General features: G+C 51.1%; 14 protein-coding genes. 4 read left to right on the forward strand and 10 right to left on the reverse strand.

Features of this window, described 5'->3' with window-relative positions:
* The first annotated feature begins 155 nt into the window (after positions 1-155).
* The 3 genes from rpiB to CGC65_RS25840 are packed head-to-tail and all read left to right on the forward strand — an operon-like array spanning position 156 to position 2669.
* Positions 156-614: a ribose 5-phosphate isomerase B gene (gene rpiB / locus CGC65_RS25830; protein ID WP_002566456.1), complete on the forward strand. Its 459-nt coding sequence runs from the start codon at positions 156-158 to the stop codon at positions 612-614.
* Positions 615-627: 13 nt separating this feature from the next.
* A complete protein-coding gene (locus CGC65_RS25835; protein WP_002566457.1) occupies positions 628-1419 on the forward strand; it encodes a triose-phosphate isomerase in 792 nt (263 codons plus the stop codon).
* A gap of 17 nt (positions 1420-1436) precedes the next feature.
* The gene (locus CGC65_RS25840) at positions 1437-2669 is read left to right on the forward strand and encodes a 6-phosphofructokinase (RefSeq protein WP_002566458.1); all 1233 of its coding nucleotides are present in this window, start codon (positions 1437-1439) and stop codon (positions 2667-2669) included.
* Positions 2670-2783: 114 nt separating this feature from the next.
* Here the strand turns inward: CGC65_RS25840 and CGC65_RS25845 are convergent, their stop codons facing one another.
* From CGC65_RS25845 to CGC65_RS25865, 5 genes are all read right to left on the reverse strand, one after another.
* A complete protein-coding gene (locus CGC65_RS25845) occupies positions 2784-3026 on the reverse strand; it encodes a hypothetical protein (protein WP_002566459.1) in 243 nt (80 codons plus the stop codon).
* 135 nt (positions 3027-3161) lie between these two features.
* On the reverse strand, positions 3162-3611 hold the full coding sequence (rimI, locus tag CGC65_RS25850; RefSeq protein ID WP_002566460.1) for a ribosomal protein S18-alanine N-acetyltransferase: 450 nt from the start codon (positions 3609-3611) through the stop codon (positions 3162-3164).
* Positions 3612-3688: 77 nt separating this feature from the next.
* Positions 3689-4441: a tRNA (adenosine(37)-N6)-threonylcarbamoyltransferase complex dimerization subunit type 1 TsaB gene (gene tsaB / locus CGC65_RS25855; protein WP_002566461.1), complete on the reverse strand. Its 753-nt coding sequence runs from the start codon at positions 4439-4441 to the stop codon at positions 3689-3691.
* Positions 4438-4866, reverse strand: coding sequence for a tRNA (adenosine(37)-N6)-threonylcarbamoyltransferase complex ATPase subunit type 1 TsaE (gene tsaE / locus CGC65_RS25860; protein WP_002566462.1), 429 nt, complete (start codon positions 4864-4866; stop codon positions 4438-4440). The genes tsaB and tsaE overlap by 4 nt, the downstream gene beginning before the upstream one ends.
* A gap of 18 nt (positions 4867-4884) precedes the next feature.
* Entirely contained in the window at positions 4885-7032 is a 2148-nt protein-coding gene (locus CGC65_RS25865) for a Tex family protein (protein WP_002566463.1), read from the reverse strand.
* 213 nt (positions 7033-7245) lie between these two features.
* Here CGC65_RS25865 and CGC65_RS25870 point away from each other — a divergent pair, with 213 nt between their 5' ends.
* Positions 7246-7701 carry a DUF4190 domain-containing protein gene (locus CGC65_RS25870; protein WP_002566464.1) on the forward strand — a complete coding sequence of 152 codons (456 nt, stop codon included), beginning with the start codon at positions 7246-7248 and terminating at the stop codon, positions 7699-7701.
* Positions 7702-7771: 70 nt separating this feature from the next.
* Here CGC65_RS25870 and CGC65_RS25875 read toward each other — a convergent pair whose 3' ends face one another.
* The 5 genes from CGC65_RS25875 to secA all read right to left on the reverse strand — a co-directional run bounded on the left by CGC65_RS25875 (position 7772) and on the right by secA (position 13907).
* Positions 7772-8137 (reverse strand): DUF2752 domain-containing protein, encoded by a 366-nt coding sequence (locus CGC65_RS25875; protein ID WP_002578469.1) that lies wholly within the window; start codon positions 8135-8137, stop codon positions 7772-7774.
* 3 nt (positions 8138-8140) lie between these two features.
* Positions 8141-9382 carry a homoserine dehydrogenase gene (locus tag CGC65_RS25880; protein ID WP_002566466.1) on the reverse strand — a complete coding sequence of 414 codons (1242 nt, stop codon included), beginning with the start codon at positions 9380-9382 and terminating at the stop codon, positions 8141-8143.
* 57 nt (positions 9383-9439) lie between these two features.
* Positions 9440-9883: an ACT domain-containing protein gene (locus CGC65_RS25885; protein ID WP_002566467.1), complete on the reverse strand. Its 444-nt coding sequence runs from the start codon at positions 9881-9883 to the stop codon at positions 9440-9442.
* A gap of 184 nt (positions 9884-10067) precedes the next feature.
* Positions 10068-11208, reverse strand: a protein-coding gene (gene prfB, locus CGC65_RS25890) for a peptide chain release factor 2 (protein WP_390391334.1) whose coding sequence is annotated in 2 segments (ribosomal slippage) — positions 10068-11144 and positions 11146-11208 — 1140 coding nt in all. Because the reading frame shifts where the segments join, the coding sequence is not laid out codon by codon here.
* Between the two features lie 125 nt (positions 11209-11333).
* Positions 11334-13907, reverse strand: a complete 2574-nt coding sequence (secA, locus tag CGC65_RS25895) for a preprotein translocase subunit SecA (RefSeq protein WP_002571068.1) — start codon at positions 13905-13907, stop codon at positions 11334-11336.
* Between the last annotated feature and the right edge of the window lie 339 nt (positions 13908-14246).

The raw sequence follows: 14246 nt of genomic DNA on the forward strand, positions 1-14246 counted from the left end.
GGCCGTGCTAAAATGTTATATATTGTTTGTAAAATGTTACATCTGCATTTAATTTAACATTTTTTGATAATTTATCTTGATTTTCGTATTCTAAAATGTTAATATATGCTCATAATAACACTAATTAACATTTTTACCAATATGGAGGCCAAAATATGAGAACAATTGTAATTGGGTGCGACAATGCTGCTGTACATTTGAAAAATGAACTCATGGGATTCATGGAGAAAAAGGGATATACTGTGGAGAATATGGGATGCGACAGCACTGAGGATTCTACCTATTATCCCTATGTGGCAGAGAAGGTGTGCCAGGAAATCATAAACAGCGGTTATCAGAAGCACGGTGTGCTGATCTGCGGCACAGGCCTGGGCATGGCCATGACTGCCAACAAATTCAAAGGCATCCGCGCCGGCGTATGCCATGATGTTTTCTCAGCGGAACGTTTAAAACTGAGCAATGACGGCAATGTGATCTGTATGGGCGAGCGGGTGATTGGAGCCGAGCTGGCAAAGCGGATTCTGGAAAAATGGCTGGAACTGGAATTCGTAGACTGTGCATCCACATCCAAGGTAGAGGCCATCAAAGAAATTGAAGGCGAAAATCTCAAATAGCGGAGGCGGCTTGATGAAAAAACTGAATCGGTTATATCTTGGCACAAACACAAAGATGTACAAAACCATTGCGGAAACAACTTCATTTCTAACACAGCTCCGCCGACTGACAGAAGACCTGGCAGACAGCCCCCTCACCCTGTTTGTCATCCCCTCCTTTACCTCCCTGGAGTCCGCCAACAGGATTACATCCGGATCCCACATCCGGCTGGGAGCCCAGAACATGTGCTGGGAGGACCAGGGACAGTTCACCGGTGAAATCTCGCCTGTCATGCTTAAGGAAGTGGGGGTAAGCGTAGTGGAAATCGGCCACTCGGAACGACGCCACGTTTTCAGGGAGAATGACTTTGACCAGGAAAAAAAGACAGCAAAGGCAGCCCAGTCCGGTTTCACTCCTCTGCTGTGTATAGGAGAGACCCTGACCCAGAGGGAATACGGCCTAAGCGGGGAGACCCTGAGCACCCAGTTAAAGGTGGGGCTTCATTCCATCACCACAGAACAGGCGGAGCAGCTCTGGATTGCCTACGAACCCGTGTGGGCCATCGGTGTGAACGGCATCCCCGCGGACAGTGATTATGTGGCTGAGCGCCATGCAGGCATACGGCGGATTCTGTGCGCACGCTTTGGCGAGGAACAGGGAAGCCGCATCCCCATTCTTTACGGCGGCAGCGTGAATCCCCAAAACGCTCAGGAGCTGATTGCGCTACCGGATGTAGACGGCCTCTTTATCGGACGCAGTGCCTGGGACGCCTCTCAGTTCAACCGCATCATACGCCAGGTCATGCCTTTATACATGAATAAATAGCAGGAGGGAAATCATCAATGCACAATCTGCTTGTGGCCCAGTCCGGCGGCCCCACATCCGCAATCAACGCCACCCTGTCCGGAGTCATCACAGAAGCCATGATTCAGGGCGGCATTGACCGGATATATGGGGGACTCAACGGCATTGAAGGCATTTTACAGGAAAAAATAATAGATTTGCTGGATCATATCAATAACACAATGGACCTGGACAAACTGGCCCAAACCCCTGCCGCCGCCCTGGGTTCCTGCCGCTTCAAGCTGGCCGGGCCGGAAGAGGATACTGCCCAGTACCGGGTTCTGATTGATATTTTCCGTAAATATGATATCTCCTATTTCATATACATAGGCGGGAATGACTCCATGGACACAGTGGATAAGCTGGCCAGGTACTGTCGTTCCCAACAGATTGAGGATATAAAAATCATCGGCGCGCCAAAGACCATTGACAATGACCTGATGGAAATCGACCACTGCCCTGGTTTTGCCTCAGCGGCCAAGTATATTGCCACCACCTTCGCAGAACTGGAGAGGGATGTGGCTGTCTATGATTCCTTCGGAGTCACCATTGTGGAAATCATGGGACGCAACGCCGGATGGCTCACCGCCGCCTCGTCCCTATCCAGGGTAAACGGCAGCCGCGGGCCTGATTTTATTTACCTCTGCGAAGTGCCCTTTTCCATCAGCCGGTTTCTGGACGACATACGAAGCCGCCAGTCTGAAAACAGGAATCTGCTGATTGCTGTCAGCGAGGGCATCCGGGATGAAAATGGGACCTATCTGTCTGAACAGACTCCCGGCAACCGTCCCGACCGGTTCGGCCACAGGGATATTGCAGGAACCGGAGGCGTCCTGGCCCAGATTGTCCGCAATGAGCTGGGATGCAAGACCCGTTCCCTGGAGCTCAATCTCATGCAGCGCTGCGCCGCCCATCTGGCCAGCCGCACGGATTTAAACGAATCCCGGCTTCTGGGAGCAAAGGCGGTTCAGTGCGCAGTCCAGGGACAGACCGGAAAAATGGCAACCCTGCTTCGCCTGCCCTCAAAGGACCGTTACCGGATTCAGTTTGCCTCCGCGGACGTGTCTCTGGTGGCAAACCGTGAAAAGACAGTACCCCGCCAGTGGATTAACCGGGAAGGCAACGGCATTACCCGGGAAATGACGGATTACCTGACGCCCCTTATGGAGGGAGAGGTACCGGTGCTGTACCGGAACCGCTTTCCTGAATATTTCACCATATCCCTTGAATAAGAGCCAGGAGCACATATATAAAGCCAGGGACACTTATATAAAGCCAGGGATACATATATAAAGCCAGGGATACATATTAAGGAGAACCGCGTTGGCAGTTCTCCTTATCCCATCCTACAGAAATTCAATCTGTTCTTCCCTGTCCACAGGTATCTTGAAGCCGGAAACCAGTTCATCATAACATTCTTCACACAAATCAAAATGATGGACCTGTCCGTCCTTCTCAGAAAAATAATCCCATGCATGGTCAATACTGATACATCCCTCCCGGATGATTCCATGCTGCACCACCAGCTTTTTTCCGCAGCAATTGCACATTATTGTTTCCAGCTGTCCATTTTTATTGTACCTTTTCATATGAACCCTCGCCTTTCTCTGTCATCGTATCCTTTCATTCATTCCCTTATCTTCCCCTTAAAGAAAAAAGGAGAGGAATGTCCGGTTCCTCTCCATTATATACATAAAATATTCACATTTTAAGTGGTAATTCTTTCATATTGCCCGGTTCCACATGATGATGGCATCCTCGGCCGGATTATGGTAATATCCTTTCCTCACAGCCTCCTGCCTGAAACCATAGGAATCATACAGGTTTCTGGCTCCCAGGTTGCTCTCCCGGACCTCCAGGGCAATGGCCCGGACCCCTCTGGCCCTGGCAAAAGTCACCATGGCATCCATGAGTTTCCGTGCGATTCCCTGACGTCTGTAATGGGGATATACCCCAATCCGCTGTATCTCCCCCTCGTCTGCCAGAATCCGCAGAACCGCATATCCAAGTATGGTTCCGTGGTCAGCATAGACAAAATACGTATCCAGCCTGCTGTCCAGGCCCATGCGTATCAGATTCTCAGACCAGCTCTCCGAAAAGCATACCTGCTCCAAATCCGCCACCTGCTCAATGTCCTGGCCCGTCATGGGGCGAACCCCGCGAATCAGCTCCATTTCCCTGCTCCTTTCTGTTTCCGCAGCAGCCCATGCCTTGAATCAGACCATGTATCAGTTCCTTGTGTCTGCTGCCCTTAATAATCTCCCGGAAGCTTTGCGGCCGCCCCCAGGGCAGACTGCTCCGCCTCTCTCTGGCGTTCAGCCTGGGGCTTTCTCAGATAATCCGGCGTAAACTGCGCCGCCGTCACCACCCGGACGCCCGGGCAGCCCTCTGCATCCAAAAGCGCGTTCATCCCCAGGGCAGCCACGGAGGCAGCCCTCTGCCGGTTCATCTGAGCCGGTGCAAAGGCATGGGGTACGGTCAGCATTTCCCTGATTATATCTTTATATACAGGTACACCGTCTCCCAGAAATATGGTCCGCTCTCCTTTTTTATTGAGAAGTCCTGCCAGCTCCCTCATATCCATGGGCTGCTGCTCCATCACCACCTCCAGGCCGTCCCTGGTATGGTATAGCCCCGTATAGACCTGGCTGCGTTTTGCGTCCATAATAGGACAGATAAGCCCCTCTGCCCCCCACATATTATATGCCATGGCATCCACGGTAGGAACATGGACCAAGGGCTTTTTCAGAGCCAGCCCCAGTCCCTTTGCTGTGGCGGCACCTATGCGCAGCCCGGTAAAAGAACCCGGACCGCCGGCCACCGCTATGGCGTCAATGGTATCCATATCCAGCTCCAGAAGCTTTACTATCTCATCCAGCATAGGAAGCAGGGTCTGTGAATGGGTCTTTTTAAAATCCACTGTATACTCTGCTGTCAATATGTCATCTGTCACCAGGGCCACGCTGGCCACCAGGGATGAACTCTCTATTCCTAATACTCTCATCCTCTATCCTCCACGCTAATCCGCCTGTAATCAAATCCCTTTTCCAGATCCTTTTCAATGGTCACCCAGGTCACCTTCTCAGGCAGTATCTCCTCAATCAGGCCCGGCCACTCGATGAGGCAGACGCCGTCCCCAAAGAAACAGTCCTCATAACCGATTTCGTCCATTTCACTCACATCACCGATACGGTACACGTCAAAATGGTACAGCGGAAGCCGACCGTCCTCATATTGCTGCAAAATCGTAAAGGTGGGGCTGTTCACCGGCCCCTCTATGCCCAGACCCGCGGCAAATCCCTGCGTAAACACAGTCTTTCCCACACCCAAATCACCGCTCAGGCAGACAATCTGTCCCGGCTCTGCTTCCCTTCCCATCTTTCTTCCCAGCTCATATGTTTCTTCCGGTTTCCGCGTCTCGATTACCATTTCCTACCTCTTTCATCCTTACTTTACGCCCTTCATGGTCAGTGAAATCCTCTTCTTGGCCAAATCCACGCTCAAAATCTTTACATCCACGATATCGCCCACACTGACAGCCTCCAGCGGGTGCTTGATGTACTTGTCTGTCATCTGGGAGATATGTACCAGGCCGTCCTGATGAACGCCGATATCCACAAAAGCGCCAAAATCAATGACGTTGCGCACGGTTCCCTTTAGCACCATTCCCGGCTCCAGATCCTTCATCTCCAGAATATCGCTTCTGAGAATGGGCCTTGGCATCTCATCCCTGGGGTCCCTGGCAGGCTTTTCCAGCTCTCCGGCAATATCTCTCAGGGTAATCTCTCCTATACCCAGATCCTGCGCCGTCCTCTTATAATCCTTTATCTTCCGGCTGATTCCCAGAAGTCCTCCTCCGGACAGTTCCTCAGGCTTATAGCCCAGCTTTTCCAGGAGCTTCCCGGCTGCGTCATAGCTCTCCGGGTGGACGCTGGTTCCGTCCAGAGGATTCTCTCCCCCGGTAATGCGCATAAAGCCCGCGCACTGCTCAAATGCCTTTGGTCCCAGCTTGGCCACCTTTAACAGCTGCTTCCTGCTCTTAAATGCCCCGTTCTCTTCCCTATAGGCCACAATGTTCTTGGCCAATGTTTTATTGATGCCGGACACATATTCCAACAGGGAGGCTGATGCTGTATTCAGATCCACTCCCACCTTGTTCACGCAGTCCTCCACCACGCCTTCCAGCGCCTCGCCCAGACGTTTCTGGTTCATATCATGCTGGTACTGGCCCACGCCGATGGACTTGGGGTCAATTTTCACCAGCTCAGACAGCGGGTCCTGGAGACGTCTGGCAATGGATACCGCGCTCCTCTGGCCCACGTCAAAGGCCGGAAATTCCTCGGTGGCCAGCTTGCTGGCAGAGTACACGGATGCTCCTGCCTCGTTTACAATCACGTACTGGACCTGTTCCCTGATTTCCTTCAGCAAATCCACAATAATCTGCTCTGATTCCCTGGATGCTGTACCGTTGCCCACGGATATAAGGGAAATATTATACTTTTTAATGAAATCCTTCAGTATTTTCCTGGATTCCTCCACCTTGTTCTGAGGCGCTGTGGGGTAAATGACCACCGTATCCAGCACCTTTCCCGTGCTGTCCACCACCGCCAGCTTGCAGCCGGTACGGAAAGCCGGATCCCAGCCCAAGACCACCCGTCCCACGATAGGAGGCTGCATCAGAAGCTGTTCCAGGTTCTTTCCAAATACCTTGATGGCGCCTTCCTCTGCTTTTTCCGTCAAATCGCTTCTGATCTCCCGCTCTATGGAAGGGCCGATGAGGCGGCTGTAGCTGTCGGCTGCAGCTTCTTTAAGGATTGGCGTGGTATATGGGTTGTCCCTGACAATGGTCTGCTTTTCCAGATACCCCAGAATCTGCTCCTCAGGAGCCAGAATCTTCACAGTCAGCATCTTTTCATTCTCGCCCCGGTTCAGGGCCAGGATGCGGTGGCCGGCAGCCTTCTTCACAGGCTCCTCATAATTATAATACATCTCATAGACAGACTGGGCCTTCTCATCCTTGGCTGAGGACTGGATAACGCCCTTGTTCATGGTTATATTTCTGATATAGGTGCGGAAAGCCGCGTTATCTGAAATACGCTCTGCCAGTATGTCCCTGGCTCCCTGTATGGCCTCCTGGACACTGGCCACGCCTTTTTCCTCCGATACAAAACCGGCTGCCGCCTTCTCAACAGGCTCAGCTGTCATCTGCATGCTGATAAGGTCGGCCAGGGGCTCCAGCCCCTTTTCCTTGGCAATCATGGCCCTTGTCCGGCGTTTGGGCTTGTAGGGGCGGTAAAGGTCCTCCACAGCCACCAGGGTCTGGGCCTCCTTTATCTTAAGCTCCAGCTCCGGGGTCAGCTTCTCCTGCTCCGCAATGGAGGCAATGACCTGGCTCTTGCGGTCTTCCAGGTTGCGCAGGTATTTTAACCGCTCATCCAGATTACGCAGTACCTCGTCGTCTAAGGAGCCGGTTGCCTCCTTCCGGTATCTGGCAATGAACGGAATCGTATTTCCCTCATCAATGAGTTTGACGGCTGCTTCCGCCTGATGGCGTCCGATATTCAGCTCTTCCGCCAGTTTTTTAATAATATCCATGGTAAACCTCGCATATCTGTAATCTAACTAACTGTTATATTATAGTGCATCCCAACCGCTTATGCAAGTTCTGGCCGAAAGTTCCCCGCATATGGAAAGCTTCTTCATCTGGACAGTGCCGGTAATTCGTGATAAAATAGCCAGGATAGCAGTTACAATATTTCGGCACGGCAGAAACGGCCGCGCCTGACAAAAGAAAGGTCCTTATTCAGAATGATGAATGATACTCATAACAACCAGAAACCGCCTTCCAACAAACAGGGAAAGAACTTCACGTCCTCCGAACGCCTGGGCACCTGTTCCATGATAGCAGGCATTATCGGAATCGTGTGCAGCCTTTTCTATCTGCCCATGTCACTGGCCTATAACCAGACCGCCATGCCCACAGGCCTTGTCTGCGGCGTCATCGGCATCCTCCTTGCCCTCATGGCCAGGAACGCCGATATGAGCCCCAGGAAAGCCTTTAATGCCAGGGCCATTGCAGGGCTGGTATTAAGCGTCATTGCCATCACCCTTACATTTTTCTTTTTCTATGCCCTGGCCAGCTACTATGAGGCTCTCAGCGACCCTGTGACCGGTCCTCAGATTAATGAGTTCATCAACCGTCTCCAGGAACAGCTGAACCAGCAGATGCAGCTGCCCAAAACCACCGGCTTTATCTGGTTTTAGTGCCTGCTCCGTCCCCATTGACGCCGGTTTCCATTCCATTGCTGCCGCTTCCCCGCTTCGTTCATCCGGCTCAGCGCGGCCAGAGCGGAAGCAGGTCCACACCTCTTACCACCAGCATATAATTTTTGTACACCCAGTTCACCAGAGCAATGGCTGCTCCGGTGTAGACCAGAAATTTCTCATGCCCCAGATAATATCTGGGGTTTTTTGCTGCCCTGGACACCCCGAAGCTTACCAGCTCAGTCGTCAGCACCACTGCCATATAGGCAACCAGGGGGTGGTACCGGATGCTCAGGAGCAGATTGCCCGCAAGCAGCGCCCGGAACGCTCTGGTGCCGCCGCAGCCCGGACAGTAAAGACCTGTTAAAAGATGAAACAGGCAGGGAAATCCCTGCCTTGTAATCACACCGATAATCCGGCTTATAACCGATGCCATATGCTACAGCACCGCACGTATCATCTGCTTGATACCGTATTCAGACCGCTCCCGTTCCCTGGCGTCATAGGAAACAGCCCCTTTCTTAAATTCTCCCTCCGTCATCTGGGCGGTTAGGAAAGCAAATTCATCCATTCCGTAGAGCTCGATTACCTCCACCTGGCCAAAGGCGCTCTTAACATCCTGCTCCTTATTGCGGTAGGAACCAGCCACCCTGACAAAGTACCTGAACTGTGCCTGGTCCATGGATTCAATGGCCTGTTTTTCCCCGGTCCAGCCCATGGGCACGTTCCTTTTAAGATTCTGGGCCGCTTCAATGATATCAGCCACCACCGCGCTGCCTGTGGGAAGCTTTCCGGCGCCGCTGCCGTAGAACATGGAGGTCCCCAGCATATTGCCCTTTACTAAGATGCCGTTGAATACATCATTCACAGAGTACAGGGGACTGGTCTTATTGATCATCACCGGAGCCACATAGGCCAGAACCCTGCCGTCCTTTATACGGCTGGTTCCGAACAGCTTCACCGATGTCCCCATCTTCTCCGCGTATTTAAAGTCGATATCCGTAATCCGCGTAATGCCCTCGGTGTAAATATCCTCATAATCCACTTCTTTTCCTGTTGCCATGGCTGTGAGAATGGCAATCTTACGGCAGGTGTCATGGCCTTCCACATCCGCCTCCGGATTGCGCTCTGCATATCCCAGGTTCTGGGCTTCCTTCAGGGCATTTTCAAAGGATTCCCCCTCTTTGTCCATCTTGGTCAGGATAAAGTTGGTGGTTCCGTTTAATATGCCTGTGATTTCCTCAATGCGCTCTCCCATGAGACAGCGGTAAAGAGGACGGATAATAGGGATACCTCCTCCCACGCTGGCCTCAAAAAAGAAATTCACATTCTTTCTCCTGGCAATCGCCAGAAGCTCCGTGCCATGGGCTGCCACAAGGGCCTTATTGGAGGTGACCACATGCTTGCCGGCCATAAGGCAGGCCTTCACGAATGGATAAGCGGGATTCAGTCCGCCCATGGTCTCCACCACAATCTTCACTTCCTCGTCCTGCTGAATCACCTTGAAATCATGGACAATCTTGTCTGCCACCGGACTGTCCTGGAACTCCCTTAAATCCAGAACATACTTTAACTCCACTTCCTGTCCTGCCTGGCCTGCTATGACATCCCTGTTCTTGTCAAGGATCTCCGCCACGCCGGAACCAATGGTACCATACCCCATAACTGCTGTCTTAATCATAATCTTCCGCTCCCTGTGTTTTATTCTCCTCTGATATTGAAAGGCACGACCCGGTCATTACTCCCTGGCAAGTATTTTGACGTAATGGATTCCGTCCAATACTTCCAGTTCCTCTATCATGCTGGATACATTGCCTGTATTCTCCCTTACCTCCACGCTCAGCGTAAGCGTTGCCACGCCGTTGACCGGAATGCTCTGGTGAATAGTCAGTATGTTGGCCCTGTACACAGCCACCACGTGAAGCAGGTCACTGAGAAGTCCCTGTTCATCGTCCATCTGCACCACCAGGGTAATGGTTTTCCCCTTGGTGTTGTCATAGAAGGGAAATATGTCATCCTTGTACTTATAAAAAGAACTCCGGCTGATTCCCACCTTATCCGTGGCTTCCTGCACCGTAATGGCCCGTTCTGTCTCCAGAAGCTTCTTGGCCTCTACAACCTTCAAAAGAACCTCCGGCACGGCTTTCTGCTTCACCACAAAGTATTTGCTTTTGTCTTCCATTGTCCAATCCTTTCGTAGGTCCGGTGTATGTCCGCATTGGAAATACATCTGTACTCATGAGGAAGATATTAACACATTTTTATTTTAAATGCAACTGTTTTTCTCTAATTTTTCTTGATATACAGAGAATGAGGGATACACAAAGGACCGGAATTTTCCGGTCCCCTGCGCATTGGTTCTATTCTTATGCCTCATCTTCCCTTACATTCTTATCCGGGCATCCCAGACTCATCCAGCGAAGATAGGCGCTGATAAAATTATCAATTGCCCCGTCTAACACAGCGTCCACATTACCGCTCTCCTCGCCTGTACGGTGGTCTTTGACCATGGTATAGGGCTGCAGCACATAGGAACGTATCTGGCTTCCCCATCCGATGTCCTTCACATCCCCGCGGATGCCCGCTGCCTTGGCCGCCTGTTCCTCCTGTTTTACCATAAGGAGCTTTGCCTTCAGCATCTGCATGGCCTTCTCCTTGTTCTGGAACTGGGAACGCTCATTCTGGCAGGTTACCACGATTCCTGTTGGAAAATGGGTAATCCGGATGGCTGAGGACGTCTTGTTGATGTGCTGTCCGCCGGCGCCGCTGGAGCGGTAGGTGTCCACGCGGATATCGTCGGGGTTCACCTCAATATCTATGTCCTCCTCAATATTGGGCATAACGTCGCAGGACACAAAGGAGGTCTGGCGTTTGCCCGCGGAATTAAAGGGCGATATACGCACCAGACGGTGCACCCCGTGCTCAGAGCGCAGATATCCGTATGCATTCTCACCGTCAATCTGCACGGTGACAGATTTGATTCCCGCTTCCTCACCGTCAAGGAAATCCAGCACATGGGCCTTAAAGCCCTTGCTCTCAGCCCAGCGGCAGTACATGCGGTAAAGTATGCTGCACCAGTCACAGGACTCGGTTCCGCCCGCCCCTGCGTTCAGGCGCAGGATGGCATTATTGGAATCATATTCCCCTGAGAGCAGAAGCTTCATCCGCATATTCTCCAGGGTTTCCTTAAACTGTTCCAGCATCTCCTCAATCTCAGGAATCAGGGAGGAATCATTTTCCTCGTATCCCATCTGAATCATTACCTGGATATCCTCATACTGCTGTTCCAATGCCCGGTAGGTGTCCACCTCATCCTTCAGGTTCTTGGACTCCCTTACCATCCTGGTGGACTGTTCCGGCTCGTCCCAGAAACCAGGCTCCTCCATGGACTTATCTAATTCCGCGATTCTTCTGACCTTGTTGTCCAGGTCAAAGTGAATCCCTCACTTCCACTAATGGTTTGTCATACGTCGATAACGTATACTTAAAATTGTCTAACTCTACCACAGCTTCACCCACTTTCAATCTATATTTTGTGAGCCCCTGTTCAGGGCTGTTTCATGGTTATATGCAGCCATTTTCATAAAGGCCGGTGTTCAGATGATATCACACCGGCCCTGGTAATACGTCGATTATTTAATTCTTCCGTGGCACTGTTTGTACTTCTTGCCGGAACCGCATGGGCATGGGTCGTTGGGGTATATCTTCTGCTCTGCACGCTTCTTGGGAGCGCTTGGGGCAGATGCGTCCTTATTGGTGCCGGTCACCTTGGCAGCCGCTTCACGCTCTACCTTCTGCTCTACACGGATATGGAACAGAATCCGGATTGTCTCCTCCTGGATGGAAGCCATCATGGATTCGTACATCTCGTAACCCTGCATCTTATATTCAACCACCGGATCCCTCTGGCCGTATGCCTGAAGGCCGATACCCTCACGCAGTGCGTCCATATCGTCCAGATGCGCCATCCATTTGTTGTCAATTACCTTCAGCAGAACCACGCGTTCAATCTCACGAATCTGCTCAGGCTCAGGGAACTCAGCTTCCTTTGTCTCGTAAAGCTTGATGGCCTCTTCCTTCAGATTGTGCTTAAGCTCATTCTTTTTCATGGACTTCTTCTGTTCGTCGGAAAGAGTTACCGGCTTCAGAGGAATGACCGGGAGAAGGAGGTTGTTCAGTTCCTGTAAATCCCACTTATCCGGAGTCTGGTCATCGGACACGGAGATATCCACTGCATTCTCCACTGTATCCGTAATCATCTTGAGTACAAGATCGCGCATGTTGTCGCCGTCCAGCACCTTGCGGCGCTCTGCGTAGATAACCTCGCGCTGCTCATTGTTGACCTCGTCAAATTTAAGGAGCTGCTCACGGATACCGTAGTTGTTGCTCTCTATCTTCATCTGTGCCTTCTCGATGGCATTAGACAGCATCTTATGCTCAATCTGCTCTCCCTCAGGCACACCCATGGCCTCAAACATAGCCATAAGGCGGTCTGAACCAAAGAGCCTTAAAAGATCATCCTCCAGGGACAGGTAGAACCTGGACTCACCCGGGTCTCCCTGACGTCCTGAACGTCCGCGCAGCTGGTTGTCGATACGGCGTGACTCATGGCGCTCCGTACCGATAATCTTAAGACCGCCCAGTGCCTTGGTTTCCTCGTCCAGCTTAATATCCGTACCACGGCCAGCCATGTTGGTGGCAATGGTAACAGAACCGTGGATACCTGCATCTGCTACGATTTCGGCCTCCAGCTCATGGAACTTGGCATTCAGCACTTTATGGGGAATTCCCTTTTTAGTCAGCATCTTGCTCAGAAGCTCGGAAGTCTCAATGGCAATGGTACCCACCAGAACAGGCTGTCCCTTCTCATGTGCTTTCTCCACCTCATCCACAACTGCTTTGTATTTTTCTTTCTTTGTCTTATATACAGCATCCTCCAGGTCCTTACGAATCATAGGCCTGTTGGTGGGGATGACGATAACGTCCATGGCATAGATGTTGCGGAACTCTTTTTCCTCGGTCTGGGCAGTACCTGTCATACCGGCCTTCTTGGTGTACTTGTTGAAGAAGTTCTGGAATGTTACGGTAGCCAGGGTACGGGACTCGCGGCGCACATTTACATGCTCCTTTGCCTCGATTGCCTGATGGAGTCCGTCGGAATAACGGCGGCCGGGCATAATACGGCCTGTAAATTCATCTACGATCAGGACCTCGTCATCCTTTACAACATAATCCTTATCCCTGAACATCAGGTTGTTGGCACGCAGAGCCAGGATAATGTTATGCTGAATCTCCAGGTTCTCAGGATCTGCCAGGTTTTCAATATGGAAGTACTCCTCCACCTTCTTGACGCCCTGTTCTGTCAGGTTGACCACTTTATCCTTTTCATCCACAACGAAATCGCCGGTCTCCTCAATCTCTTCGCCCATGATGGCGTCAATCTTGGAGAATTCCTTGGACACAGTGCCCCTCTCCAACTGGCGGGCCAGTACATCGCACACCTCATAGAGCTTAGTGGATTTGCCGCTCTGGCCTGAAATAATAAGAGGCGTTCTGGCCTCGTCAATCAGAACGGAGTCAACCTCATCAATAATACAGTAGTCCAGATCCCGCAGCACCAGCTGCTCTTTGTAGATGGACATGTTGTCACGCAGGTAATCGAATCCCAGCTCATTATTTGTGACGTAAGTAATGTCGCAGGCATATGCCTCCTTACGCTGTTCGCTTGTCATGTCGTTCAGTACAACACCCACGGTCATGCCCAGGAATCTGTGGACCTGACCCATCCACTCAGCATCACGCTTTGCCAGATAGTCATTGACCGTTACGATCTGAACGCCTTTTCCCTTTAATGCATTCAGGTATGCGGGACAGGTGGATACCAGCGTCTTACCTTCACCAGTACGCATCTCTGCAATACGGCCCTGATGCAGTACGATACCGCCAATCAGCTGTACTGGGAAATGCTCCATATTCAGAGTTCTTCTTGCCGCCTCACGGACTGTGGCAAATGCCTCCGGCAGAACGTCATCCAAAGTGGCGCCATCTGCAAGCCTTTCTCTAAAGATTCTGGTCTGGTCACGCAGTTCCTCATCCGACATGGCCATCATCTCGGGACGCAGTGATTCAATCTTTGTCACGATTGGCCTTATCATCTTCAGTTCTCTTTCACTGTGAGTCCCGAACACCTTTTCAATCAAGTTCATGGTATACTCTCCTAACTTCTTCCTATATAATAGAAACTAATTTTCAACCAGCGCCTGTATCTGCAGCATCTGCCCTACCATCTATTATCTGCCTGCTGATTCCTGTCTATTCCTTACCTTTCGCAATGCCTTTCATTGCGGACCTTTCAGATAAAATACTACAAATACTACGCCTATGATACAATCTTACTTATTGTAGCACTTGGGAAAGATTAATTCAACGGGTTAATGAAAAATTAACATTTTGTCCATATACGTTCCTGCTTTGAATCTATTTTCCCCAAACTTATGGTCAACCAAGCAGATTGCACAAAAAATGTGTTCGATTTTTTACCTGTC

Origin of the sequence: Enterocloster bolteae, assembly GCF_002234575.2 — a bacterium.
GTDB classification, from domain to species: domain Bacteria; phylum Bacillota; class Clostridia; order Lachnospirales; family Lachnospiraceae; genus Enterocloster; species Enterocloster bolteae.

Coding starts and splice junctions, on each gene's coding strand:
- CGC65_RS25870 (WP_002566464.1), top strand. CDS start 7,246: ATGATGAATGATACTCATAACAACCAGAAACCGCCTTCCAACAAACAG.
- CGC65_RS25880 (WP_002566466.1), bottom strand. CDS start 9,382: ATGATTAAGACAGCAGTTATGGGGTATGGTACCATTGGTTCCGGCGTG.
- CGC65_RS25875 (WP_002578469.1), bottom strand. CDS start 8,137: ATGGCATCGGTTATAAGCCGGATTATCGGTGTGATTACAAGGCAGGGA.
- rpiB (WP_002566456.1), top strand. CDS start 156: ATGAGAACAATTGTAATTGGGTGCGACAATGCTGCTGTACATTTGAAA.
- rimI (WP_002566460.1), bottom strand. CDS start 3,611: ATGGAGCTGATTCGCGGGGTTCGCCCCATGACGGGCCAGGACATTGAG.
- CGC65_RS25845 (WP_002566459.1), bottom strand. CDS start 3,026: ATGAAAAGGTACAATAAAAATGGACAGCTGGAAACAATAATGTGCAAT.
- CGC65_RS25835 (WP_002566457.1), top strand. CDS start 628: ATGAAAAAACTGAATCGGTTATATCTTGGCACAAACACAAAGATGTAC.
- CGC65_RS25840 (WP_002566458.1), top strand. CDS start 1,437: ATGCACAATCTGCTTGTGGCCCAGTCCGGCGGCCCCACATCCGCAATC.
- CGC65_RS25885 (WP_002566467.1), bottom strand. CDS start 9,883: ATGGAAGACAAAAGCAAATACTTTGTGGTGAAGCAGAAAGCCGTGCCG.
- tsaB (WP_002566461.1), bottom strand. CDS start 4,441: ATGAGAGTATTAGGAATAGAGAGTTCATCCCTGGTGGCCAGCGTGGCC.
- CGC65_RS25865 (WP_002566463.1), bottom strand. CDS start 7,032: ATGGATATTATTAAAAAACTGGCGGAAGAGCTGAATATCGGACGCCAT.
- tsaE (WP_002566462.1), bottom strand. CDS start 4,866: ATGGTAATCGAGACGCGGAAACCGGAAGAAACATATGAGCTGGGAAGA.
- secA (WP_002571068.1), bottom strand. CDS start 13,907: ATGAACTTGATTGAAAAGGTGTTCGGGACTCACAGTGAAAGAGAACTG.